General features: G+C 39.7%; 25 protein-coding genes. All 25 read right to left on the bottom strand.

The window, feature by feature from the left end:
* Nucleotides 1–33: 33 nt before the first annotated feature.
* Nucleotides 34–291: a FeoA family protein gene (locus H1P_RS01330; protein WP_144863371.1), complete on the bottom strand. Its 258-nt coding sequence runs from the start codon at nucleotides 289–291 to the stop codon at nucleotides 34–36.
* Nucleotide 292: 1 nt separating this feature from the next.
* Complete coding sequence (locus H1P_RS01325) at nucleotides 293–1735, bottom strand: ferrous iron transporter B (RefSeq protein ID WP_144863369.1); 1443 nt, start codon at nucleotides 1733–1735, stop codon at nucleotides 293–295.
* Nucleotides 1701–2327, bottom strand: a complete 627-nt coding sequence (locus H1P_RS01320) for a FeoB small GTPase domain-containing protein (RefSeq protein ID WP_144863367.1) — start codon at nucleotides 2325–2327, stop codon at nucleotides 1701–1703. The genes H1P_RS01325 and H1P_RS01320 overlap by 35 nt, the downstream gene beginning before the upstream one ends.
* A 563-nt stretch (nucleotides 2328–2890) precedes the next feature.
* Nucleotides 2891–3235 carry a hypothetical protein gene (locus tag H1P_RS01310; RefSeq protein WP_144863363.1) on the bottom strand — a complete coding sequence of 115 codons (345 nt, stop codon included), beginning with the start codon at nucleotides 3233–3235 and terminating at the stop codon, nucleotides 2891–2893.
* Nucleotides 3236–3606: 371 nt separating this feature from the next.
* On the bottom strand, nucleotides 3607–3972 hold the full coding sequence (locus H1P_RS01305) for a hypothetical protein (RefSeq protein WP_144863361.1): 366 nt from the start codon (nucleotides 3970–3972) through the stop codon (nucleotides 3607–3609).
* 176 nt (nucleotides 3973–4148) lie between these two features.
* Nucleotides 4149–4463 carry a 2Fe-2S iron-sulfur cluster-binding protein gene (locus H1P_RS01300; protein WP_144863359.1) on the bottom strand — a complete coding sequence of 105 codons (315 nt, stop codon included), beginning with the start codon at nucleotides 4461–4463 and terminating at the stop codon, nucleotides 4149–4151.
* Nucleotides 4464–4496: 33 nt separating this feature from the next.
* The gene (locus tag H1P_RS01295) at nucleotides 4497–4865 is read right to left on the bottom strand and encodes a HesB/IscA family protein (RefSeq protein WP_144863357.1); all 369 of its coding nucleotides are present in this window, start codon (nucleotides 4863–4865) and stop codon (nucleotides 4497–4499) included.
* Between the two features lie 175 nt (nucleotides 4866–5040).
* On the bottom strand, nucleotides 5041–5904 hold the full coding sequence (locus tag H1P_RS01290; RefSeq protein ID WP_246141422.1) for a HesA/MoeB/ThiF family protein: 864 nt from the start codon (nucleotides 5902–5904) through the stop codon (nucleotides 5041–5043).
* Nucleotides 5905–5997: 93 nt separating this feature from the next.
* Nucleotides 5998–6345, bottom strand: a complete 348-nt coding sequence (gene nifW / locus H1P_RS01285) for a nitrogenase-stabilizing/protective protein NifW (RefSeq protein WP_144863355.1) — start codon at nucleotides 6343–6345, stop codon at nucleotides 5998–6000.
* A 53-nt stretch (nucleotides 6346–6398) separates the two neighbouring features.
* A complete protein-coding gene (locus H1P_RS01280) occupies nucleotides 6399–6635 on the bottom strand; it encodes a CCE_0567 family metalloprotein (protein ID WP_144863353.1) in 237 nt (78 codons plus the stop codon).
* An 81-nt stretch (nucleotides 6636–6716) separates the two neighbouring features.
* The gene (locus H1P_RS01275) at nucleotides 6717–7193 is read right to left on the bottom strand and encodes a NifX-associated nitrogen fixation protein (RefSeq protein WP_144863351.1); all 477 of its coding nucleotides are present in this window, start codon (nucleotides 7191–7193) and stop codon (nucleotides 6717–6719) included.
* A gap of 120 nt (nucleotides 7194–7313) precedes the next feature.
* Nucleotides 7314–7715 (bottom strand): nitrogen fixation protein NifX, encoded by a 402-nt coding sequence (gene nifX / locus H1P_RS01270; RefSeq protein ID WP_144863350.1) that lies wholly within the window; start codon nucleotides 7713–7715, stop codon nucleotides 7314–7316.
* 104 nt (nucleotides 7716–7819) lie between these two features.
* Nucleotides 7820–8290, bottom strand: a complete 471-nt coding sequence (locus H1P_RS01265; RefSeq protein ID WP_144863348.1) for a DUF269 domain-containing protein — start codon at nucleotides 8288–8290, stop codon at nucleotides 7820–7822.
* 52 nt (nucleotides 8291–8342) lie between these two features.
* Nucleotides 8343–9677, bottom strand: coding sequence for a nitrogenase iron-molybdenum cofactor biosynthesis protein NifN (gene nifN / locus H1P_RS01260; RefSeq protein WP_144863346.1), 1335 nt, complete (start codon nucleotides 9675–9677; stop codon nucleotides 8343–8345).
* 135 nt (nucleotides 9678–9812) lie between these two features.
* Nucleotides 9813–11219: a nitrogenase iron-molybdenum cofactor biosynthesis protein NifE gene (gene nifE / locus H1P_RS01255; RefSeq protein WP_144863344.1), complete on the bottom strand. Its 1407-nt coding sequence runs from the start codon at nucleotides 11217–11219 to the stop codon at nucleotides 9813–9815.
* A gap of 109 nt (nucleotides 11220–11328) precedes the next feature.
* Entirely contained in the window at nucleotides 11329–11643 is a 315-nt protein-coding gene (locus H1P_RS01250; RefSeq protein ID WP_144863342.1) for a Mo-dependent nitrogenase C-terminal domain-containing protein, read from the bottom strand.
* Nucleotides 11644–11653: 10 nt separating this feature from the next.
* Nucleotides 11654–11917, bottom strand: a complete 264-nt coding sequence (locus tag H1P_RS01245) for a nitrogen fixation protein NifZ (protein WP_144863340.1) — start codon at nucleotides 11915–11917, stop codon at nucleotides 11654–11656.
* A 136-nt stretch (nucleotides 11918–12053) separates the two neighbouring features.
* Nucleotides 12054–13625 carry a nitrogenase molybdenum-iron protein subunit beta gene (gene nifK / locus H1P_RS01240; RefSeq protein ID WP_144863338.1) on the bottom strand — a complete coding sequence of 524 codons (1572 nt, stop codon included), beginning with the start codon at nucleotides 13623–13625 and terminating at the stop codon, nucleotides 12054–12056.
* 120 nt (nucleotides 13626–13745) lie between these two features.
* Nucleotides 13746–15194: a nitrogenase molybdenum-iron protein alpha chain gene (nifD, locus tag H1P_RS01235; protein ID WP_144863336.1), complete on the bottom strand. Its 1449-nt coding sequence runs from the start codon at nucleotides 15192–15194 to the stop codon at nucleotides 13746–13748.
* Nucleotides 15195–15396: 202 nt separating this feature from the next.
* Nucleotides 15397–16266 (bottom strand): nitrogenase iron protein, encoded by an 870-nt coding sequence (gene nifH / locus H1P_RS01230; protein WP_144863334.1) that lies wholly within the window; start codon nucleotides 16264–16266, stop codon nucleotides 15397–15399.
* Nucleotides 16267–16771: 505 nt separating this feature from the next.
* Nucleotides 16772–17707, bottom strand: coding sequence for a Fe-S cluster assembly protein NifU (gene nifU / locus H1P_RS01225; RefSeq protein WP_144863332.1), 936 nt, complete (start codon nucleotides 17705–17707; stop codon nucleotides 16772–16774).
* A gap of 140 nt (nucleotides 17708–17847) precedes the next feature.
* Complete coding sequence (gene nifS / locus H1P_RS01220; protein ID WP_144863330.1) at nucleotides 17848–19050, bottom strand: cysteine desulfurase NifS; 1203 nt, start codon at nucleotides 19048–19050, stop codon at nucleotides 17848–17850.
* Nucleotides 19051–19102: 52 nt separating this feature from the next.
* The gene (locus tag H1P_RS01215; protein WP_144863328.1) at nucleotides 19103–19468 is read right to left on the bottom strand and encodes a 4Fe-4S binding protein; all 366 of its coding nucleotides are present in this window, start codon (nucleotides 19466–19468) and stop codon (nucleotides 19103–19105) included.
* A gap of 14 nt (nucleotides 19469–19482) precedes the next feature.
* Complete coding sequence (locus H1P_RS01210) at nucleotides 19483–19692, bottom strand: hypothetical protein (RefSeq protein WP_144863326.1); 210 nt, start codon at nucleotides 19690–19692, stop codon at nucleotides 19483–19485.
* A 73-nt stretch (nucleotides 19693–19765) separates the two neighbouring features.
* Nucleotides 19766–21196, bottom strand: a complete 1431-nt coding sequence (nifB, locus tag H1P_RS01205; RefSeq protein ID WP_144863324.1) for a nitrogenase cofactor biosynthesis protein NifB — start codon at nucleotides 21194–21196, stop codon at nucleotides 19766–19768.
* Nucleotides 21197–21429 lie beyond the last annotated feature (233 nt).

The following is a 21429-nucleotide window of genomic DNA, read 5'->3' as shown; positions in this document are numbered from 1 at the left end:
ATAATAGTGAGGTGGGCATTGCCCACTTTACGACTAATTTCTTGTCGTGACCCTAACACTAATCGAGCTAGCAATATTTTTATCGATCGCAATTCTAGTTCGACCAACTCTAATTATAAAAGAAGGAAATTTCTGTTCTAAGGTAATTTGCATTCCTTTATGTACTCCCATTGCTAAAAGTTTTTTGACAATTTTTTCGTCTTTATTTTTAATAGCAGTAATCACCCCTTGAGTTTTAGTTCCTAAATAATCTAAGGGAGAATAGTGAACGGAAAAACCTTGAGTAAGCATTTTAAAAACTCAGCTCCATAATAGTTAATAATTGATTGAGAAGATAGCCCAAAGAAAAAGCAAAGAAAACTACAAAAATCGCGATCGCGATTGTCTTTTTAACACCTCTTTCTTTAAACATAAATTGCAGTTGGGCAACACAAGGAATAAATAGGGTTAAAGTTACTGCTGCAACAACTAATTGTTGACCTGCTAAAATTCCTGAAGAGTGCAAGTCGAACATTCCTGCTGCCCCGTAATCACGACGGAAAAAACCATATAAAAAGGTAGGTGCAGCTTCTTTGGGTAATCCCAACCACAACATTACTGGTTCTAATCCTCTGACTAAAACATCAAATAATCCTGTTAGTTTACCCGCCCAAATTAAGATCGAAGCGAAAATAAATAAGGGTAAAATTTCCCCAAAATACCATTTAAGTCGCACGTAGGTTTTAGTTAGGATGGCTTGAGGACGAGGTAATCTTAAGGGAGGAATTTCCATGTAGAAACAAGATGCGTTTCCTGGTACTATTTTTCCCGCCAAAAAACCAATACCTAAAAAGATTGCCACCATCACAGTAGCCCAGACAAGTAAAGCGGTGGGTTCTTGAGAGAGCAAGCCTAAGATTACCCCTAGTTGCGCCGAGCAAGGAATAGTTAAAGCTAAGAGTAATGTGGCAATAATTCTTTCTCGTTTACTTTCTAAGGTGCGAGTAACCAAAGTTGCCATTGTTCCGCAGCCCAGCCCTAAAATTAAAGGAATAATCGATCGCCCTGAAAGTCCAATGGTTTTAAAAAAACGATCTATTAATAAAGACAGACGGGGTAAATAACCGCTATCTTCCAACAGGGAAAACATTAAAAAGAAAGTGGCGACAACAGGTAATACAATAGCGACAGCATAACGAATTCCTAAAGTAATGATGCCGTAATCGTTAGCAAACAAATCTTGAATAACCTGCCAGGGAAAAATAGCAGCAACAATAGTATTTACAAAGGGATTAATGTGAGACTCAAAAAAACCTTCAATGCCATCGACTAAAGTTCCGCCACCGAATACCCCCACAAATTGATACACACCATAGTAAAGAACCAGAGCCAGAATAGGAACACCTGTCACGGGATGAACTGTTAACTTATGCAGCCACTCATTTTTAAAAGCTCTTTGCTGCTGTGGCTGAATGGTAATATCCTGTTCAATTGCCATTGCTCGTTTATGGCGGGATTCAGCTATTACCGAAGACAAAGATTCTGAAAAATAGGCTTCAGTATCAGCAACAATCCGCTCAATCTCTGAAAAATAAGTTTTTTCCTGCAACTGCGATCTCAATACTGGGTCTTTTTGCAGTAGCAATAAAGCGATGCTGCGCCGTGAAATTTTACTTTCTAAGGGATCTTCGAGTAAAGACTCAATACGGTTAATTGCAGTTTCAATAGGTGAATAATACAGGAGTTGATTGGACATAATCCGCTACCTTGGCGATTAATTTTTTCAGTCCCACTTTTTGCGTTGCTTCGGTAGTGACAACAGGAATACACAATTTGTGAGCTAATTGATTTTCATCTATCCAAATACCCAATTTAGCTGCTTCGTCAATCATGTTCACTACCAGTAACACGGGTAATTGAGCTTCAATTAATTGCAAAGTAAGGTTAAGCATTCTACCCAAATTTTTGGCATCAACTATGTGAATTACTAGATTCACGTTTTCGTTCATAATCAAATCTCTGGTAACGCTTTCTTCTTCGGTAATGGGGATCAGAGAATACATTCCTGGTGTATCAAAAAAAGTTACTGATTCTCCTGCAATTATCCTATTTCCTTTGGCAACTTCTACAGTAGTACCTGGATAGTTAGAAACCGTAACGTAAGTACCAGTTAAGAGGTTAAATAATAAACTTTTACCTACGTTGGGCAAACCTACCAAAGCAACATTGGTTTGAGAGTCGCGATCAATATTATTTTTTACCGATTTTCTGGAGTTAATACCAAATAATTTCCACCCCTTTTTCTGGTTTTTAGGTTGACAAGTTTGATGACAATCGTGACAATCCATTTCTCTTTTTTCTCACTATCTTTTAAGTTAATTAAAACTATTTTTATTAACAGTAATTTTAGCTACAAATCCCTGATTTTTATCGGCATTTTTTACTATTTTTTAAGTTATTTTTTCTTTAGTGTATTTATATAATAATTATGATTGATATTGACAAAAATCAATGCATAAATTAAAACTATGATGGATATAATTAATTCCTAAATATATTTAATCTCAGATTTCACCCAAAATCACTAATAATAAAAAGTAATTAGACTAGAAAATTTACACTAACCTAGTAATTAATAATTAATAACCAGTAACTAACCAGCGATCGCTATTTATCTCGAAATAATATGAGTAGGAAATATTTTATGCCCAACAGTTATAAATAATATTCCTAAAAAAATTTTAAGTACAATTGGAATTAAAATATAAACACATACTAGAGTAATTAAACTTGATAAAAAAGCGACCATTTGATGAATTTCATCATCGTCATGAATACTTAAGAGAATTATTCTTATGCATATTGAGAAAATAAGTAAACTAATTACTAACATTTTGATTACTCCAAAAAATTAATTTTTATTTTGAGCGATCCAACATAGCTCCAACCAGAAACGAAAGTCTTGTCGTTTAATTTTTGAATATGGGTCTTTGACTAAATGATTGGCATTTAAAAAAACTACTTCTACCAAGCCCAGATTCTCCGCAGCATCTCTAAAAATATCTTGTTGCTCTAATAAAGCTGCACCAATTATATTAGGATAATAAATACCTAAATAGTAAGAATGCTTATTCATGCGGTCGGCATTTAATGTTAAAATTCTTACAAGACAATGGTGCAGTAAGCGACCTGCTACTGGATAATAATTATTGAGAATATTGATATATTCTTTAGCTAATTGTTCGCGACTAATCATTTGAAGTAGTTAGTAGTTAGAGACATTTCTTCGGAAAGTCTGTACGGTTAGTGTTTCATAATTAATATTTAATAAAGCCAAGAAAAAAATAAGAATGTAACAAGTAATAGATAATAAACTACAAGTTAACTAAGAAACGAGGACTAGTTTTGAATCCCCGTACTTCGCTCTAAAAAACTTGATTTTGCCCTAAATATTTAGGCTTAAAACCGTTCTGGGAAAGGTAAAAAGAAGATTTTTTATTATTCGGTATCCTTACTCTTGGTTCAAAGGACGGTCAATTATACCTGAGTTTATGCTCTTTTGTTTCTGTTTTACATTTATTTATTTTATACCTACTTACTTGACTGAGTAACTTGATTGATATCAAGCTACTTGTCCACTTCTACATTTGTTGCTAGGTAAAGTATTTTGAGACAAGGTTTTACAAGTTCTCGGCATTTATCTTTAAATATTTCTTTTTTGGGAGAATGGCTATCTTTTTTAAGTACTTTTGGTTTAGTTACTATTCTTGGCATGGGACAAAAATCATCTATGTGATGACAAAACTGGGGTGAATTCTCACTAACTTTGACAGTTCGCCGATTTTTGAGATTTGAGTCTAAATTTTGCGAAAAAAGAAACTCACTGTAGTCAGCAATGTCATCTATACCAATAAGATTGAGCCAGATTTCAGCAGCTAGCCAAACCCCAGTTTTAGAAACCAGATTTTTCCAGATTTTTGGTTTTTTAGTCATTGATCTTGTGTCCTTTGTTTTTGGTCTTTCGTTCTTGATTACTCGATAAAAAACCAATCAATAATTGAATTGTTCAAGTATTTTTTGTCAGAGTACTTAATCAATCCATAACTAATGACTAACCCCCATCTCTTGGCAAGCCACTAATGACCAATGACCAATTTATTTCAACCTATCTAAACAAAATAGGCCTCTTGATGGGTTTTAATCGTACAATCTGATTTAGGATATGCTACGCAAAGCAGTACGTATCCTTTAGCAATTTGATCTTCATCCAAGAAGCTTTGATCTTCTTGGTCTACTTCTCCTTCGACAATTCTGCCTACGCAACTAGAACAAGCACCAGAACGACAGGAAGAAGGTAGTTCTAAATCTTGCTCCTCTGCTGCATCGAGAATATATTCGTCTTCAGGAACATCAATAGTTACATCTATTTCAGGGGGTTTTTTACGTTTTCCTTTGATCAAACGTACTTTGTAAGTAGTAGTCATAGTTCTTACTCCTCTCTAATATCTAATAATTGATTAACTACAAGGCACAGCTTCGGGAGTGCCGTCGGCGACAGAGAAGGATTTGCCACAGCCACAGCCACCCGTAGCATTGGGATTTTCAAAAGTAAATCCCGCTTGGGTTAAACTTTCTACAAAATCAACGATAATCCCATTTAAGAAAGGCGCACTTTTGCGATCTAAATAAATGTTTATTTTGTCTTGTTCAAAGACTAGATCGTCAGATTCAGGGCGCTCGACTATATCCAAAGCATATTCAAAACCGCTACAGCCTCCATCAACTGCTGCGAAGCGAACTCCTTTTTCAGTGGTAGTTTCATCAGCACCTGAACGGATAAAGGTACGAAGTCTAAAAGCTGCTTTTTCAGTTAAAGTTATGGTCATGGTAATTCTCCTTATTTTGTTTAGTCCAGCTCAACACTCACGCGTTCCTTTGCCTCAGTTACTTCGGCAGGGGTGGATAGGGGGGACTTTTCTGGTTTTCTGTTTTGTCTCTCACAGTTAACTGTGGTTTGTTGAAGTCCCCCCATCCCCGCGCTCGTCAAGCGGGATAATATGATTAGTGGTTAGTAGTAGTAGGGGCGAACGGCCGTTCGCCCTTACCATGATTGAGTGTTCCCTCTGCTCCCTCTGCTTCCTTCCCACACACGGGGCAGTCAGGATCTTTGTAGAGATGAAGCTTGTGAAACTCCACATTGGCTAAATCCATATTGAGTAACTGTCCCAAAAGAGGTTTACCCAAACCTGTAATTAGCTTGATTGCTTCTAACGCACTCAAACAGGCAAGAGTGCCAGAAACCGCTCCCAGTACGCCAAAAGCTCGGCGATCCCAATTAGGTTTTTCAGGGAAGAGACAAGAAAGACAGGGGGTTTGATGTGGAACAATAGTTGTTAGATAAGCCTCCATACTATTCATGGCAGCTTCTACCATCGGTTTCTGCCAACGAACACAAGCAGCATTGAGTAAATCTCGTTCGGGAAAGTTGTGAGCGCAACTGAGGGCAATATCAGAACGTTGAACCAAAGCATCTACATTTTCGGGAGTAATGTATTCTGCTATCGCTTCAACTTCGACATCAGGATTAATCTGATTGAGAGTTTCTTGAGCTTTGGTAACTCTGGTTTTACCTACCCAGTCATCACTCATCAAAATCTGACGATTCATATCATCGAGACGTAAACCTCCACCTCGAACTAAAATCAACTTACCAATACCAGCAACCGCTAGGTAAAGAGCGGTAGTACCGCCCAAACCACCTACACCAGAAACCAGAGCAGTGGTATTCTTAAGGGCTTTTTGTCCTTTTTCTCCCAGATCGGGAAGTTGAATTTGTCGGCTATAGCGTTCTAGTTCTTTTGGTGTCAGCATAATTGCCCTCTGTTGTTTTTTGTCATTTGTTGTTTGTTGCTTGCCTTTTGTCATCCGTTGTTTGTTACTTGTTACTTGTTAAAGCAATGAGGTAAAGACTAACGATATGCGAAGCGGTATCCGTGATAGACTAACAACTAACGACAATCATTTTCCCTCTGTTTTTTTAGTAAGTTCATCTAACGAAATAAAGTTTTTCGGTTTGCTTTGAAATACTTTAAATAACTTAGTTTTCAGAGGACTAGAGGTTAAGAAAACTTGATAAGCTTCTTCTAAAGCAAGACTGTACTTTTCTAGTTTTTCTGATTCGCTAACATCAGGAAAAGCTTTATCAACTTCTTTGATTAGTAGAGAAAACTGTTTCAAAATATGAAGACGATTGATGTTAACAAAATCGCGATCGTATTCGATGTTGAAAAATTGTAAATATTCTTCTGCATCTGATAGTTTTTGGAATGCTGTTAAAGTCTTTGGTGTAGTTTCAGGCACGGTCATTTCGCTTGCTCTATAAATATTTCAATTAATGTCTTTTGAGGTTGAGAATTAATCTATTGCAACTGTGATTCCCAAGTTTTCAGTTGTTGTTTTAGTTCAGCTAATTGACAATAGATATCGTAGGTTTTGGTTGCTTCTTCGATTAGTTTTTCATAATCTGTAGGTAAACCTTCGGCAAGGTCGTGCAAATCCATCTTCATTTGACCTGCCCTGCTGTTGAGCCGTCTGACTCTTTTCTTCAACTCTGCAACAGCTTCAGGGGTTGGGGGTGTTGTTGTAGTTTGAACCATTTTTTTGATTAATTCGTGGTTGGTAGAGGCAAGGCAATACCTTGCCCTTAAAGTGACTATTGGTTTTAAGACAAAGGACAGTTAACCATCAGCAGCTTTGGGATATTGTTCGATATTTTTAATACCTGAATTTACCAATCTTTCTCCTTGAGCAGCTAATTTCTCGAAAGAAGGATAACCAAAGCGTTGAACATCCCGCAAAGTACGAGATACCACCATCAAGCGTCCAGTCCAAATAATTGCCCAGCCAAAACCTTCATGGGAAAGATCGATTACAGCTTGGCAGAGTTTACCTGTTTGTTTTTCAATAGAAGATGCGATCGCCCTATAGAAACAGAGAACCCTCAACTGAGTAGCAGGATCGACATCTCCTTCAACAGAAATTTTACTTTTCTTTTCTTTGCTAACCACAAAATTGGCTAGCACTAATTCATCGCTCCAACTGCGATAAACGCCATAATGATCTTGAGCGCGTACTTGGAGAACTAATTCTTTGAGAAAGGCACTCTCTTTAACAATGCTAGTAGTAGTTTCGGGTGTATTAGTTGTAGTAGTCATGATTGGCAATAGTTAGTGGTTAGTGGTTAGTGGTTAGTCCCGTCAAGCGGGATAATATGGTTAGTGGTTAGTGGTTAGTGGTTACTTATTACTTATTACTTATTACTTATTACTTGTTATTTATTCCTCCTCATCATCAAAATCGAAGCTGGTAGCATTTTTGCCCAAGGCTTTACGCAACCAGGGAGGAGGATTACCTAATGTTTTTACCAAACTGTTAAGAACATCGGTAATTTCATCGTCTTTATTTTCCGCTTTTAGTGGCGTAATTTTGTTTTTTAAAAGACGGGATGCAGCACTACCGCCGATCGCAGAAACGTAAACAATCGTACAATCAGCAACTGCATTAATTTTGGGGACTAATTTGTCTTCGTTGCCATCTTCTTTCAGTACTCCGCCAAATTCAACTGTGTTAAGGAAGCTATAACCTTCAGAAGAAACATCATAAACATCAACTTTTTTTGCCCAGCCAAAGTGAGCATTAATATGAACATTATCTTGGGTAGCAAAAGCGACTTTCATGGGTTTTGTTAGTCCCGTCAAGCGGGATCGAGATAGTTAGTAGTTAGTGGTTAGTAGTTGGTGATTATTCTTTAACCAAGAAATAAAGAACAAAGGAAAAAAAACTAAACAAAATCTAAATAGAGACTGGCTTTACTCACAGCATTATGAATATTAGTTTCCGCCGACTCAATAAGTTCCTGTAAAGATGGAAAATGCAAGCTTTTGTAACCCCAAATTAGTGTATATAAAACCAAAACTCCACCACAGGTAATAACTGCGGAACTAAATTCCTTATTTCTTAAATGAACAAAGGTATTTGTGCTATGTCCTGTTATGTTCTTAATAGTCTCTCCTATAGCATTGTAAAAAGCATTAGTTACAAGCTGATTAAGAGGATGGAAATTGAGGTTTTTTGAGGAAATAGCTTCTTTATTGTGAGATATTATTAGTTGATTAACTAGGGATTCATTAGACCATGTACGGTATTTACTAAAAGTATCTGATAGACGAATTTGCTTAATGAATTCTTGCAGAAAAGGATTTTGATTTTTACTTAACTGTGGTGACTTTGCTAGGGTTAAAACTTGACTCATTTTCTTTCTCTAACCAATAACTAATGACTAACAATAAATGACCAATAAATAATTAATGTCCCAATTCAATAAAAATATTGCCGATATCGAATAAAAACTGCATCGTACCTCGATAACCGACTAAACAACGCGAACCATTACCCAGGCGATCGTAGATAGGATAACCCATACGATAAAGGGGAATATGTAGTTTGTCAGCGAGGCTTTTTCCTTGGGAATTAGTAATAATTAAATCTGAACCAGGAGCTATATCTTCTAAGTCTTCTAAATCCCCAATAGTTACCTTATCGCAAGGTAATTCTTTGAGTATTGGTGACTTGGTAGTAGTTACACCCGTGTGAACTTCTGCCCCCATTTCTTTCAGTAACCAACTGGTTTGATAAAGTAAATCGGGTTCTAATGCTAAGGAAACTTTTTTACCACCGAGATAGAAATGAGTATCTAGGATGGCATCTTGTAGCTGACGACGCTGACGTTGGTATTTTTCGGGTATTTGGGGTAAAAATTGCCAATTATCATTAGTTTTATAGCTAGAAATTTGTGCCAACAGCCACAAGAACTTATCTACTGCGCCCAAACCTGTTAAACGAGGTAATATCTGATAATTAGTGCCAAATTTTTGTTTTAAAGTTTCCGCACCCAATCGCATACTTTCCCCAATGGCAATGGTAAAAAGCGATCGCTCTAATTGCTGTAACTGCGATAGAGAAGTACCACCAGGGGTTTTACTGTTGTAATCATCATCCAAGTGTCCATCTACCGAACCAGATAAATCGGGGATAACCAAGGGGTTTAAACCAAATGCTTCGACTATTTCTTTAATTTCTTCCACATCCCCAGGGGACAGCAGCGAACCAGCTAAAATCGTGACCTGTTGTAGGGGCGATTCGCGAATCGCCCCTACAGGTGTACCGTAATCTGTAGCAACAATCGAGTTGACCGCAGCAGCATAACCATCCTGCAACGCACCTTTATAATCGGGAGTGGAAACGAAAATAATTGGCAGATAATCTAATTCGGGATGACGCTGACGAATAGATTTGAGAATAGCATCCATATCATCGCCCCGTGTCTCCGTTAACCCTGTAGTTAACAAACCAATCAAATCGGGTTTAGCACTCTCTACTAAAGTTAAAATCGCCTGTTCGATATTTTCCTCACCACCCAAAATCGTTGTCACCTCGGTCATGGCAGTAGTTGCTAGGGGGATCGCTTCGCGGAAATGCCGTACCAACAACACTTTGGCAAAAGCAGTACAACCCTGAGAACCATGAAACAAAGGTACAATTCCTTTTAATCCCAAGAAAGCCAATGCTGCACCCAAAGGAGGACTCTGTTTGAGAGGATTAACAGCTACAGATTTTTTGTTGCGGGTGATGGTAGTCATTTTTAAAGGATGAGGGATGAAGGATGAAGGCGGAGGAAGAAAAGGCGACGGAGGCGACAAAATAAATACTTGCTACTCGCTACTGCGATGCCCTAAAGGACTCGGCTTCGCCGTCGCGCGACCGAAGGAAGTCCTTTAGGGCAGCGAGTCCTTTAGGGCTGGGCTACTTGCTACTTTCTCCCACGGTGCTGGTTGACGAACCTGTTGCCATATAGGGCTGTGGAGAGCGCGATCGAATTCTTTTGCCATTTCGATTAGTCCGACATATCCTGCATAGGGTGTATGACGTTCTTGGTTGATATCGAGGAAGGGAATTCGGGCTTTGAGGGCGGTATATTGGTTACGTCCCCCAGCTACGAGCATATCCGCTTTAGTTTTAGCAATAACTCTTAAAATTTCTTTAGCATTACCTTTAGCTAGAGCAATGCCATCTTTACCTAATAATTTCTTGATTTTGGCTTTATCTTCTTCAGTACTTTTTTTGGTGCTGGTGGCAACTACTTTCATGCCTAAATCTTGTGCTGCGGACATCACCGACCAACTTTTTACCCCTCCTGTATACAGCACCATCTTTTTATCTTTGAGTCTGGCACGATAGGGAGCGAGGGCAATATCCAGTTTGGCAGTTTCTTCGGCAATTACTGTTTCTACCCGTTGCTGTAAAGCTTCGTCGCCTATTTTTTGAGCGATATTCCGCAAACAACGGTTCATATCCTCAACACCATAAAAAGACTCTTCAATATAAGGAATACCGTAACGTTCCTCCATTTTACGTCCCATGTTAATCAGGGCTTTGGAGCAAATCATCACATTGAGTTTGGCACGATGGGCGTAGCGAATCTCTTCAAAGGTGGCATCCCCCGTAATCTTGGAGAGGACGCGAATCCCAACTTTTTCAAATAGAGGCAATACGCTCCAAACTTCCCCGGCAACGTTGTATTCTCCAATCAGATTGATATCGTAGGGAGTAGTATATTCTGGCTCGGCAGTACCAACAACGTAATCTAATAAAGATTCTCCAGCTAATCTATTCCCTAAGTTTTTACTACCAACAAAACCAGGAGAATTTACGGGAATTATCGGAGTTTCAAACTTTTTAGTCGCTGCTTCGCAAACTGCATCCAAGTCATCTCCAATTAATGCTGTAACGCAGGTAGAGTAGACAAAGATAGCAGGAGGATCGTAACGTTTAATTATTTGAGAAATGCCTTTATAAAGTCTTTTCTCACCACCGAAAATAATGTCATTTTCACTAATATCGGTAGTAAAACCCATCTTATAGGTGGTAGCATCAGAAGAAAGACTACCGCGACTACCCCAAGAGTTTCCCGCACAGGCGATCGGGCCATGAACTAAGTGTGCAGCGTCGGTAATGGGGACAAGGGCAATGGAAGCTCCATCAAAGGCACAACCTCCCTGGGCTGCTCCTGGTTTGGCTTGTTGGGTACAGGCTTTATTTTTGCCTTGTTGTCCTTTTTTGTGATTGTGTTCGCAACCTGGTTCGTTAAGAAGGTCGGCGATTTTGCCTTTGGTGAGTTTCATAGTTCTTGATTAATTAGTGGTTAATGGTTAGTGAGCGATCGCGTCTTGATCGCGCGATGGGGAGCTAGTCCTTTAGGGCAGCTTTGTTGTTTCTACTAACAAATAACGACTAACAGATATACTGTGTAATATCTTCCCCACAGTCTCCTTCTAAATAGCTAAGAGCGCGGAGGCGCAAACCAACAACTTCGTCATACAAAGGGTTTAGTTTACAAAGAGGGGGAATGTGAAAGGTTTTTCCCAAAATAGTTACATCGCGCTCGAAGGGACAGGTACAGGGAATTAAATTACAAAGAAAATGAGCGAATTCTTCGTTATTAATTTTAATGCTATCTACCCAGCGACGTAGGGGATACAAAAGATCGATCCGAAATCTTCTGAAAGTAATTGGGTAGTTAAAATTATTTTGGGTAGAATTAGACATAATAGTTTCCTCAGTTTTCTGTAACCTGTTCTAGTTCTTTGCCCAGACAACCCACGACGCTATTAGTTTCTAAAAAATGAACGGAATAAATATAAGCAGTTTGTAGATATGTACCGATGGAAATGATATATCCTTCATCTCCCTTATTAGCTAAGGTTTCACCGATTCTTTTGCCTGGGAATGTGCCATCATTGCGAATTTTCTTAAGGACTCTAACTTTAGAATCAAGATCGAAAGTTGGTTCTTGATCTAGTTCTACATCACCTAATTTCATGATTTCCTTATTTTTCTTTTCCGTTATCTGAAAATTTTAAGTAGGAGCGTTTCTTGGTCAGCCTTCCTTGGGCGAGGTTTCCTCGCCAGGCTCTCACCGCTTTTGCGAAACGCCCTTACAAGGTATAGATCATCAATTAACGAATCAAGTCGAAAGAAATATCTGTTTTCGCGGGGATAATAGTCTGGCGATCGAGTTCATCGAGAATGGTGTTGATAATCCAGTTATGGAGGTTGAGCGCGCCTTTATAACCCAAGGTTTCATAGCGGTGCATATGATGGCGATCAAAGATGGGATAGCCAATGCGTACTAAGGGAGTTTTGGTGTCGCGCCAGAGGTATTTACCGTAGGAGTTACCAATCAGTAGGTCTACTGGTTCAGTAAACATAAGACTCCGTAAATGCCACAGGTCTTTTTTGCCCCAGATGGTGGAATTTTTACCGTAGGGACTAGCATCTAACACAGCTTGTAGTTCTGCTTCAAAGTCTTCGTTAGTATTGGTGACGAGGATATGAACTGGTTCTGCGCCTAATTCTAGTAAGAAGTTAACTAAGCTAAATACATGGTCGGGATCGCCGTAAATAGCAACTCGCTTACCGTGAATCCAAGCCTGGGAATCAGTCATGGCATCCACTGCACGACCTCTTTCTTCGACTAACTCTTGAGGTACGGGCTTACCACTGATTTCTGAGAGCTTGCTCAGGAATTCATCAGTACCTTTGATACCAAAGGGACGGAAGTTGTAAGTTTCTTGACCCCATTCTTTGCCGATCCATTCTTGAGTTTTAGTAGTGGTATATTTTTGGAAGAAGAATGTACCTTCGCCGTTAATCGAATCACCAGCATCTTCTAGTTTAGTTAGACCGTTGTACATTTGGAATTCACCAGTGTTAGGAGAATCAAATGAATCTGCATTATCGGAAAGAACAGTATAGTCAAGATCGAATAACTGAAGAATTCGTTTTAGTTCGCGAATATTACCAATATAAGGATCGAAGCCCAAGTTAAAATTATATTTACCGTTGGTAGTTTCTTGCTTTTTACCTTCGCTTAAGCAACTCAAAATACCTTTGAGCATATTGTCATAACCAGTGATATGAGAGCCGACAAAGCTAGGAGTATGAGCATAAGGAACGGGGAAATCTTCGGGAACCGCACCTTTCTGTTTCGATGTTTGGATAAATGCACCCAAGTCATCACCAATTACCTCAGCCATACAGGTAGTACAGAGGGCAATCATTTTGGGCTTGTAGAGGGTGTAGGAGTTTGCTAGCCCATCTACCATGTTGTTGAGTCCGCCAAATACTGCTGCATCCTCAGTCATGGAGGAAGAAACAGCTTGGAAAGGCTCTTTAAAATTACGAGTTAAGTGAGTACGGAAATAAGCAACGCAGCCTTGAGAACCGTGAGAGTAGGGTAAAGTTCCTTCAAAACCGGCTGCCACAAACAATGCACCCAAAGGTTGACAAGCTTTAGCGGGGTTGATAGTTAGGGCTTCGCGATCAAAGTTTTTCTCGCGGTAATCCCAAGATTTTGTCCATTCTGCCACTTCAGCAACTTTTTCTTTGCTGTGCGCTCCTTCAAACTGACGCTTGTATTCAAACAAGTCCTGATAGGGGTCGGTTTGAAATAAATCGAAGTGGTCTTGTATTTTACCTGCTTCTGAAGTTATGGCAGGTGTTAAATTTCTTTCAGTGTTCTCAGTCATGACGCTTTACCTCTGAGGAGAATAAATATTATTGCTTGGTTACCAGTCATTGGTTATCCAGCCAACAAAAGGCAAAGAAAGAATAACCAATGACTATTTATTTATTGAATTGAAAGGAAATTACTTTGCTTCCCAAGGATTTTTGATTAAACTCCAGGTTGGGTTGTTGATTGCCAAATCCATATCGCGAGCGAAGACAGCAAAGCCATGATAGCCGTGATAAGGACCTGAGTAATCCCAGGAGTGCATCTGACGGAAGGGCAGTGCCATTTTCTGGAAGACGTATTTTTCTTTGATTCCTGCTGCAATCAAGTCGGGGTTTAGCTTTTTAGCAAATTCCTCAAATTCATGACCGCTAACGTCATCGTAGAGAATTGTGCCGTCTTTAATATAATCTTCGGTACGTTTGTAATCATCATTGTGACCAAACTCATAGCCAGTACCGATCACTTCCATGCCTAGGTCTTCAAAGGCTGGAATTACGTGACGGGGGCGCAATCCACCAACCATCATCATTACAGTTCTGCCTTCTAAGCGGGGACGATATTGCTCGATTATCGCATCCATATCAGTTTGATACTGAGCAATTACTTTCTCAGCATTGGCTTGAATGGTTTCGTCAAACTGAGCAGCAATCTTACGTAGAGACTTGGCAATTTGAGTAGGGCCAAAGAAGTTATATTCTAACCAGCCGATGCCATATTTCTCTTCCATGTGACGACAGATGTAGTTCATCGATCGATAACAGTGGATCAGATTTAATTTGGCTAAGGGAGTCATTACAGTCTCGTTGAATGAACCATCCCCAGAGAATTGACTGATTACTCTCAAACCAATTGCTTCAAGTAACATACGACTGGGCCAAGCATCACCACCGATGTTATAGTCACCGATAATGTTAACGTCATAAGGACTTGGTTCAAATCCTTCAGGAAGCTTACGATATTCATCGGCTTTAGGTAGTACCCAGTCACGGACTGTATCGTTAGCAATGTGGTGTCCTAAAGATTGAGAAACTCCTCTAAAACCTTCGCAACGTACGGGAACTACAGGTTTTTTGGTTTCGTCAGCTTTCTTTCTCGCAACGGCTTCAATATCATCTCCAATTAAGCCGACGGGACATTCTGATTCAATAGTAGTTCCTTGGCTTAAGGGGAAAAGAACTTCTAACTCATCAATCAGTTTAGCTAGTTTTTTGTCACCGCCAAAAACGATATCTCTTTCTTGGAAATCGGAAGTAAACTGCATTGTACCAAAGGTATCAACACCAGTAGTACCCACATAGTAATTACGACGACCAGACCAGGAATAGTAACCGCAACCTACAGGTCCATGGGAGATATGAATCATATCTTTTACAGGACCCCAAACTACCCCTTTTGCACCCGCATAGGCACAACCACGAGTAGTCATTACTCCAGGAACGGATTTTTTATTAGATTTTACGCCACACTTAGAATTATCTTCTTCGTAGACATCGAGGTGCTTGGAGCGTCTTTTCGCAGCCTTCTCTGGATAGGCATCTAGTACCTCTTTGATTAGTTCTTTGTTGTCTTCGATGTATGTCATGATGTCCTCTCTCCATAGATGGTTGTTAGTCTAATTCGAGCATTCCCTTGCCCCCAAATGCGATGGGGATAAACACCCAATGCGACGGGTATAAACGTCTTACGCCACGCGGGAGCTCGAATTTAGTCATTAGTATTTAAAACCAATAACAAGAAACTAGGGACGAAGAACAGAGAATTATTCCCCATCCCCAATCGCAAAATTAGACAGCAGTAGCTTTGTCTGCTGCGAGGACTTTTTTGTATTCTTCATCAGAATCCATAAATCCGAACTCAACTAATAATTCTTCCAATTCATCCATAGTGATAGGAGTAGGAATTACTAAATCTTTGTTATGTTCGATTTTGCGAGCTAAGGTACGATATTCTTGAGCTTGAGGATGATCTGGCTCATACTCAATAACAGTCATACGACGTAATTCTGCTCTTTGAACAACATTGTCGCGAGGAACATAGTGAATCATTTTAGTTCCAAGTCTGTCAGCCAAAGCCTCGATTAATTCGATTTCTTTGTCAACTTTACGGCTGTTACAGATTAAACCGCCTAAGCGAACACCACCAGACTGAGCATACTTGAGAATACCGCGAGCGATGTTGTTAGCTGCGTACATTGCCATCATCTCACCAGAGGTAACAATGTAGATTTCTTGGGCTTTACCTTCCCGAATAGGCATGGCGAAACCACCACATACAACGTCACCCAGTACGTCATAGGATACTAAGTCTAGGTCTTCGTAAGCACCTTCTTCTTCGAGGAAGTTAATGGCAGTGATAATACCACGACCAGCACAGCCTACACCTGGTTCAGGACCACCAGACTCAACGCAACGAACGTTGTTATAGCCAGTGAGTAATACTTCTTCTAGTTCGATATCTTCTACTGCACCTCTTTCTGCTGCTAGAGAAAGAATAGTAGTTTGAGCTTTAGTGTGCAGCATCAAGCGAGTGGAGTCAGCTTTGGGGTCACAACCAACGATCATGACTCTTAAAGTTTCAGATAATGCAGCGATGGTGTTCTGAGAAGTAGTAGATTTACCAATACCGCCTTTACCGTAAAATGCAATCTGTCTCATGGTTATTTCTCGTTAAATTGTTAGAGGTCAATGGAAATACGTGCAAGAATTAATTTCAGATGCCACAAAGCAAGAATGTGTGAAGTCTAGTAATATTTGTCGGGGAATTTCGTCCCTGCGAACTCTCACTTCTGACTTGTTGCGGTCATCTGAAACTTTGAGAGTTGTGTTTCTTGGAGGAAATTTTGTTGGAAATTATCGAGTACAAAGAGAAGTGATTCTAATGTAAGGGAATTATCGAGTGCAAATGTCTCAAGCTGATTAGTAGTTAATTTGGTGTTGTGTTGGGAAATTTCGTTCCCTGCGAACTGTTAATCTCTCTCGTTGCCAATCTTTAATTCTTGTGGGAACTACGCTTTGGTGGCGATCGCTCTCCGTGATTATGGGGGTTAGAAGCAAACATTTTCTGGTTTTTAGGTACTAAATTTATCGTTTAGGATTGGGCAAAGGGAAAAGGTTAAAGGAACAATATTTTATGTTTCATGATTCATCCCTTATCCTTCGTTTAGACTGATTCAACAGTTAAAGTAGACAATACTCGGTCTTGTAAGGTGGCTTCAATTGCTAGTTTTAAAGTTTCAGTGGAAGAAGCACAGCCACTACAAGCACCTTTGAGGATAACTTTAACGACATCTCCGACCACATCGAATAATTCCATATCACCGCCGTCTTCGGCTAAAATTGGTCGGATTTCTGTGTCTATTACTTGTTGAATTAGGGTAATTTTTTGTAAGTTAGTTAAGGTTTTTGTGGTTTGAGTAGTTGTGGATGTCTCTACTGAAGAAGAATCTCTATTTGTCCAAACTTCGGTTGCTGCCTCTACACTCTTTTCTTGTTCAACAGTAGCTGTTTCTTGTTCAGTGGTAATTTCTTCGATTAAATCGTCGATATCTGGTAAACAAGAACTACATCCACCACCCGCTTTAACATAGTTAGTAACTTGCTCTGCGGTTGTAAGACTATTCTCGCGAATAATTCTTTTGATTTTTGTATCAGAGATACCAAAACAACGACATATAAGATTTCCTTCATCTTCTTCGTGGTCATCAAGGGGAATCCCTTTATAGGTATAGATTGCAGCTTCTAAAGCTTCTTGTCCCATGACGGAACAGTGCATTTTTTCTTCGGGTAAGCCACCAAGAGATTCGGCAATTTCTTTGTTAGTTAGCTTCATAGCTTCATCGACTTTTCTGCCTTTAAGCAATTCAGTTAGGGCAGAAGATGAGGCGATCGCACTAGCACAACCAAAGGTTTGAAACGTAGCATCTTTAATGGTTTGAGTCTCTTCATCAATTTTAAGATGGAGTTTAAGGGCATCTCCACAGGCAATACTGCCTACTTGTCCTGTAACAATTTCTTCTCCTTCCTGCTTCTCCGTAATCTTGCCTTGATTACGAGGATTATGGAAGTGTTCCATTACTTTGTCTGTATAATCCCACATTTTCTTTCTTTAGTAGCTAGTGGTTAGTAGTTAGTAGTTAGTGGTTAGCGATCGAGACGCGAATCCGCGTATAAATAAACTCTCCTGTTGAGGAGACCTCAAATTTTGCATCTATGCGTAGATCTATGCATAGATAGTAGTTATCTAGCGAGTACGGCTTGTTCTTGTTCTTGTAGCCAATCTGCATCATCGCTATTGAAAGGTGAAAGTTCGCGGAGGCGATCGATTACCCCAGGAAGAACTTCTAAAACGCGATCGATTTCTGTCTCAGTGGTATAGCGAGAAAGGCTAAAGCGAATCGAACCGTGAAGTACACTATAAGGCAATCCTAAAGCTCTGAGTACGTGAGAAGGTTCTAGAGAACCAGAGCTACAGGCTGAGCCAGAAGAGGCACAGATGCCATATTCATCCAAAGAGAGTAAGATTGCTTCCCCTTCGATGAATTTGAAGCCAATGTTACTTGTATTGGGTAAGCGATTATCTGGGTCACCATTAACTGCTGTATTAGGAATAGCAGCTAAGATTCCCTGTTCTAGTTTGTCCCGTAATATTTTTTCCCTGCCAATACTTCCTAAATGCTGTTGTGCTAATTCGGCAGCTTTACCTAAAGCAACTATACCTGCTACGTTTTCTGTTCCACCTCTGCGCCCTCTTTCTTGATGTCCGCCAATTAATAGGGGACGAAATCTGACACCTTTTCGCACATATAAAGCACCAATTCCTTTGGGAGCGTGGATTTTATGACCAGAAAGAGTCAACAGATCTATGGTACTGGTTTTCATGTCTAAGGGGATTTTACCCACAGCTTGTACTGCATCAACATGGAACAGTGCGCCATATTCTTTAACTATTTGCCCGATCTGTTCGATGGGGAAAATCACACCAGTTTCGTTGTTGGCATACATAACGGAAACTACCGCCGTATTGCCAGTTAAAGAAGCTTCTAGCTCGTCAAAATCGATTTGTCCTTTGCTGTTAACTGAAAGATAAGTAACAGTATAACCGTCTCTTTCCAGCCGACGACACAAATTTAAAATTGCTGGATGTTCTACTTCAGTAGTAATAATATGTTTTTTCTTCGGTTGAGCTTTCAAGGCAGCTAAGATGGCTGCATTATCTCCTTCAGTACCACAACTGGTAAAAACAATTTCTGATTCTTCTGCACCCAACAAGGAAGCTACTTGGCTTCTGGCTTGGCGAACTACTTTGCCTATTTGTCCGCCAAAGGTGTGCATACTAGAAGGATTTCCATAATAGGTTGTAAAGTAAGGCAGCATTGCTGCCAAAACATCTTCATCTATTTTTGTTGTGGCGTTATTATCCAGATAAATCGTGTTTGTCATTTGTCCTTTGTCCTTCGTCCTTCGTTCTTATGTTCTTTGTATTTATTAATAACTAATGACTAACAACTAAATGTTCTAATTTCTGCGAATAAAGATCGAACCAACGTTGCCAATACTGAGTTTCTTGTTTGGCTTTCAACCTAGAGGTCAAGCGATTATAAGCTGAGAACCAGTCATCCCAATAGTTGCTAGTAGTTGTCTGAGTTGATTTAATCAAACTAGAAACTGTGGGGGTACAACCATTAAAAGTGGGACAACCTGCCATACATTGAGGGACTCCGTAAGAACCAACGCAATCATTACAGAGATTAGGATCGATGGAAAATTTGTCTTTGTGGTTTTTCTGAATTGCGTTTGTCGGACAGTGAGGCAAACAATTTTCACAAGCGATACATTGGTTAGAAATGATGTAAGTCATGGTGCGGTTCCCCCTTAATTGCGATCTGGGCTAATGAGGCTAGGGAAGCAACCACCATCGCTGCTCAAGTTGGTTTGACAAGGAGGTATATCGTAATAGTCGGAACAATTAGTACAAAGACTGTGAGTGGGAGAAAAAGTACTAGATTGTTGATTTATTACCTCTTGGTAATCTTTAAACTGATAGCGATCGCTTTGGAATTTTTTTGGAGAAGTGTTAATCATGATTTTGTCCTCATCTTATGTGTCAAACAGATGACTGGTGTAGGGGTGGATTGCGATCCGCCCCTAGGAGCGATTAACGACTAGCAACAAACTGTTCTTCGTAATATTTCAAAGCAATTTTGTCAATAGTGTCGTAACCTTGAACTGGCTCTACTCCAGCTTCTCGCAGCATTCCTTGAGGACAATCCCCAATCTTAGAAGCAAGTACGGCTTTACAATCTTTAATTGCACCGATGATATTGTCAAGCATGGCATCTTCACCGTAACCGCCCTGACAATAATGGTCTACTTTGCGGTGTCCGACAAATTTAACTTCAACGCCATCAACTTCAAAGATTTGAAACTCTTTGGCATGACCGAAGTGTTGATTAACTACGCCACCACCTTTAGTCGCTACTGCAACTAGGATTTTCTCTCCTCTGGGTTTTTTCTTAGCTGCTCTTTCTGCTTTAGCAGCTTTCATGGCATCTTTAATTTTGTTGATACCTGCATGAACTTCTTGGCGTTTTTCGAGGTCGTATTCGGGAGTCATTTCTAAGAACTTCTCTTTAGTAAATTCCTGGGAACGATCTTCACCCAATAAACCCACTGCATCAGCGCGACACTGGCGACAGTGACGCATCATTTTCATATTGCCCGAACAACTATCCTGTAAAGCTTTTAACTCTTTGGGTTTAGGGCCTCTTTGTCCTGTTAAACCAAAGTAAGTACCGTGTTCTGGTGCAGAGATAAGAGGCATTATATTGTGGAGAAATGCACCCTTAGAACGAATCACTTCATCTACTTCTACTAAGTGTTCGTCATTAATTCCTGGAATCATTACTGAGTTGACTTTGCAAAGGACATCAGCTTCTTGCAGAGCCTGTATGCCTTCCATCTGACGTTCGTGGAGTATCTGGGATGCTTCTTCTCCTTTCCAACGTTTGCGATTGTAACGCACCCAAGGATAGATTTTTGTCCCTACTTTGGGGTCAACCATATTAATAGTCATGGTGACGTGATCTACGTTTAGTTCTTTGATTTTTTGAACGTGATCGGGAAGCATTAATCCATTAGTAGATAAGCACAACTTAATATCTGGTGCTTTGTCAGCTACTAATTCAAAGGTGCGAAAAGTTTGCTTGGGATTTGCTAAAGGATCTCCAGGACCAGCAATACCCAAAACTGTCATTTGCGGAATTTTTCCAGCAATTACCAATGCTTTGTGTGCTGCTTCTTCAGGTGTGAGTAGTTCACTTACTACCCCAGGACGACTTTCATTAGCACAATCATATTTGCGATTGCAAAAATTACACTGGATATTACAAGCTGGTGCCACTGCTACGTGCATCCGTGCATAGTGGTGGTGTGCGTCTTCACTATAACAGGGATGTTTTTCGATTCTGGCTTGAATTTTAGGATCGATCTGTTGAGGAGTAGTAGAACTACAACCACAGCCTTTATCAGACTTCTTTGCTTTCGTCTTGGTTTCGGTTGCTAGAGTGGTGCTGGTAGTTGGTGACATTAAATTGAATTCCGCAAATTAAGGTATATGGGATGAGACAGAAATTGAAAATATTCAAATATCAAACTCTAAATTATTCTTAGAGAGTAAGTGACAATTTACTTCGCTTAAAATTCAGATGCTTGATGACGTTATGAAAGTTATATCATTCAGATTTAGGCTGAAGGGAAAACTTGCACTCGGTTAGTTTTATTGAATTGATTAAGGACGTACTCAATCTCTGAAACCTTTGA

The organism is Hyella patelloides LEGE 07179, from assembly GCF_900659865.1.
Taxonomy (GTDB): Bacteria; Cyanobacteriota; Cyanobacteriia; order Cyanobacteriales; family Xenococcaceae; genus Hyella; species Hyella patelloides.
This window is presented reverse-complemented; position numbering and strand designations above follow the sequence as displayed.

Coding starts and splice junctions, on each gene's coding strand:
- H1P_RS01330 (WP_144863371.1), bottom strand. CDS start 291: ATGCTTACTCAAGGTTTTTCCGTTCACTATTCTCCCTTAGATTATTTA.
- H1P_RS01325 (WP_144863369.1), bottom strand. CDS start 1,735: ATGTCCAATCAACTCCTGTATTATTCACCTATTGAAACTGCAATTAAC.
- H1P_RS01320 (WP_144863367.1), bottom strand. CDS start 2,327: ATGGATTGTCACGATTGTCATCAAACTTGTCAACCTAAAAACCAGAAA.
- H1P_RS01310 (WP_144863363.1), bottom strand. CDS start 3,235: ATGATTAGTCGCGAACAATTAGCTAAAGAATATATCAATATTCTCAAT.
- H1P_RS01305 (WP_144863361.1), bottom strand. CDS start 3,972: ATGACTAAAAAACCAAAAATCTGGAAAAATCTGGTTTCTAAAACTGGG.
- H1P_RS01300 (WP_144863359.1), bottom strand. CDS start 4,463: ATGACTACTACTTACAAAGTACGTTTGATCAAAGGAAAACGTAAAAAA.
- H1P_RS01295 (WP_144863357.1), bottom strand. CDS start 4,865: ATGACCATAACTTTAACTGAAAAAGCAGCTTTTAGACTTCGTACCTTT.
- H1P_RS01290 (WP_246141422.1), bottom strand. CDS start 5,904: ATGACAAAAGGCAAGCAACAAACAACAAATGACAAAAAACAACAGAGG.
- nifW (WP_144863355.1), bottom strand. CDS start 6,345: ATGACCGTGCCTGAAACTACACCAAAGACTTTAACAGCATTCCAAAAA.
- H1P_RS01280 (WP_144863353.1), bottom strand. CDS start 6,635: ATGGTTCAAACTACAACAACACCCCCAACCCCTGAAGCTGTTGCAGAG.
- H1P_RS01275 (WP_144863351.1), bottom strand. CDS start 7,193: ATGACTACTACAACTAATACACCCGAAACTACTACTAGCATTGTTAAA.
- nifX (WP_144863350.1), bottom strand. CDS start 7,715: ATGAAAGTCGCTTTTGCTACCCAAGATAATGTTCATATTAATGCTCAC.
- H1P_RS01265 (WP_144863348.1), bottom strand. CDS start 8,290: ATGAGTCAAGTTTTAACCCTAGCAAAGTCACCACAGTTAAGTAAAAAT.
- nifN (WP_144863346.1), bottom strand. CDS start 9,677: ATGACTACCATCACCCGCAACAAAAAATCTGTAGCTGTTAATCCTCTC.
- nifE (WP_144863344.1), bottom strand. CDS start 11,219: ATGAAACTCACCAAAGGCAAAATCGCCGACCTTCTTAACGAACCAGGT.
- H1P_RS01250 (WP_144863342.1), bottom strand. CDS start 11,643: ATGTCTAATTCTACCCAAAATAATTTTAACTACCCAATTACTTTCAGA.
- H1P_RS01245 (WP_144863340.1), bottom strand. CDS start 11,917: ATGAAATTAGGTGATGTAGAACTAGATCAAGAACCAACTTTCGATCTT.
- nifK (WP_144863338.1), bottom strand. CDS start 13,625: ATGACTGAGAACACTGAAAGAAATTTAACACCTGCCATAACTTCAGAA.
- nifD (WP_144863336.1), bottom strand. CDS start 15,194: ATGACATACATCGAAGACAACAAAGAACTAATCAAAGAGGTACTAGAT.
- nifH (WP_144863334.1), bottom strand. CDS start 16,266: ATGAGACAGATTGCATTTTACGGTAAAGGCGGTATTGGTAAATCTACT.
- nifU (WP_144863332.1), bottom strand. CDS start 17,707: ATGTGGGATTATACAGACAAAGTAATGGAACACTTCCATAATCCTCGT.
- nifS (WP_144863330.1), bottom strand. CDS start 19,050: ATGACAAACACGATTTATCTGGATAATAACGCCACAACAAAAATAGAT.
- H1P_RS01215 (WP_144863328.1), bottom strand. CDS start 19,468: ATGACTTACATCATTTCTAACCAATGTATCGCTTGTGAAAATTGTTTG.
- H1P_RS01210 (WP_144863326.1), bottom strand. CDS start 19,692: ATGATTAACACTTCTCCAAAAAAATTCCAAAGCGATCGCTATCAGTTT.
- nifB (WP_144863324.1), bottom strand. CDS start 21,196: ATGTCACCAACTACCAGCACCACTCTAGCAACCGAAACCAAGACGAAA.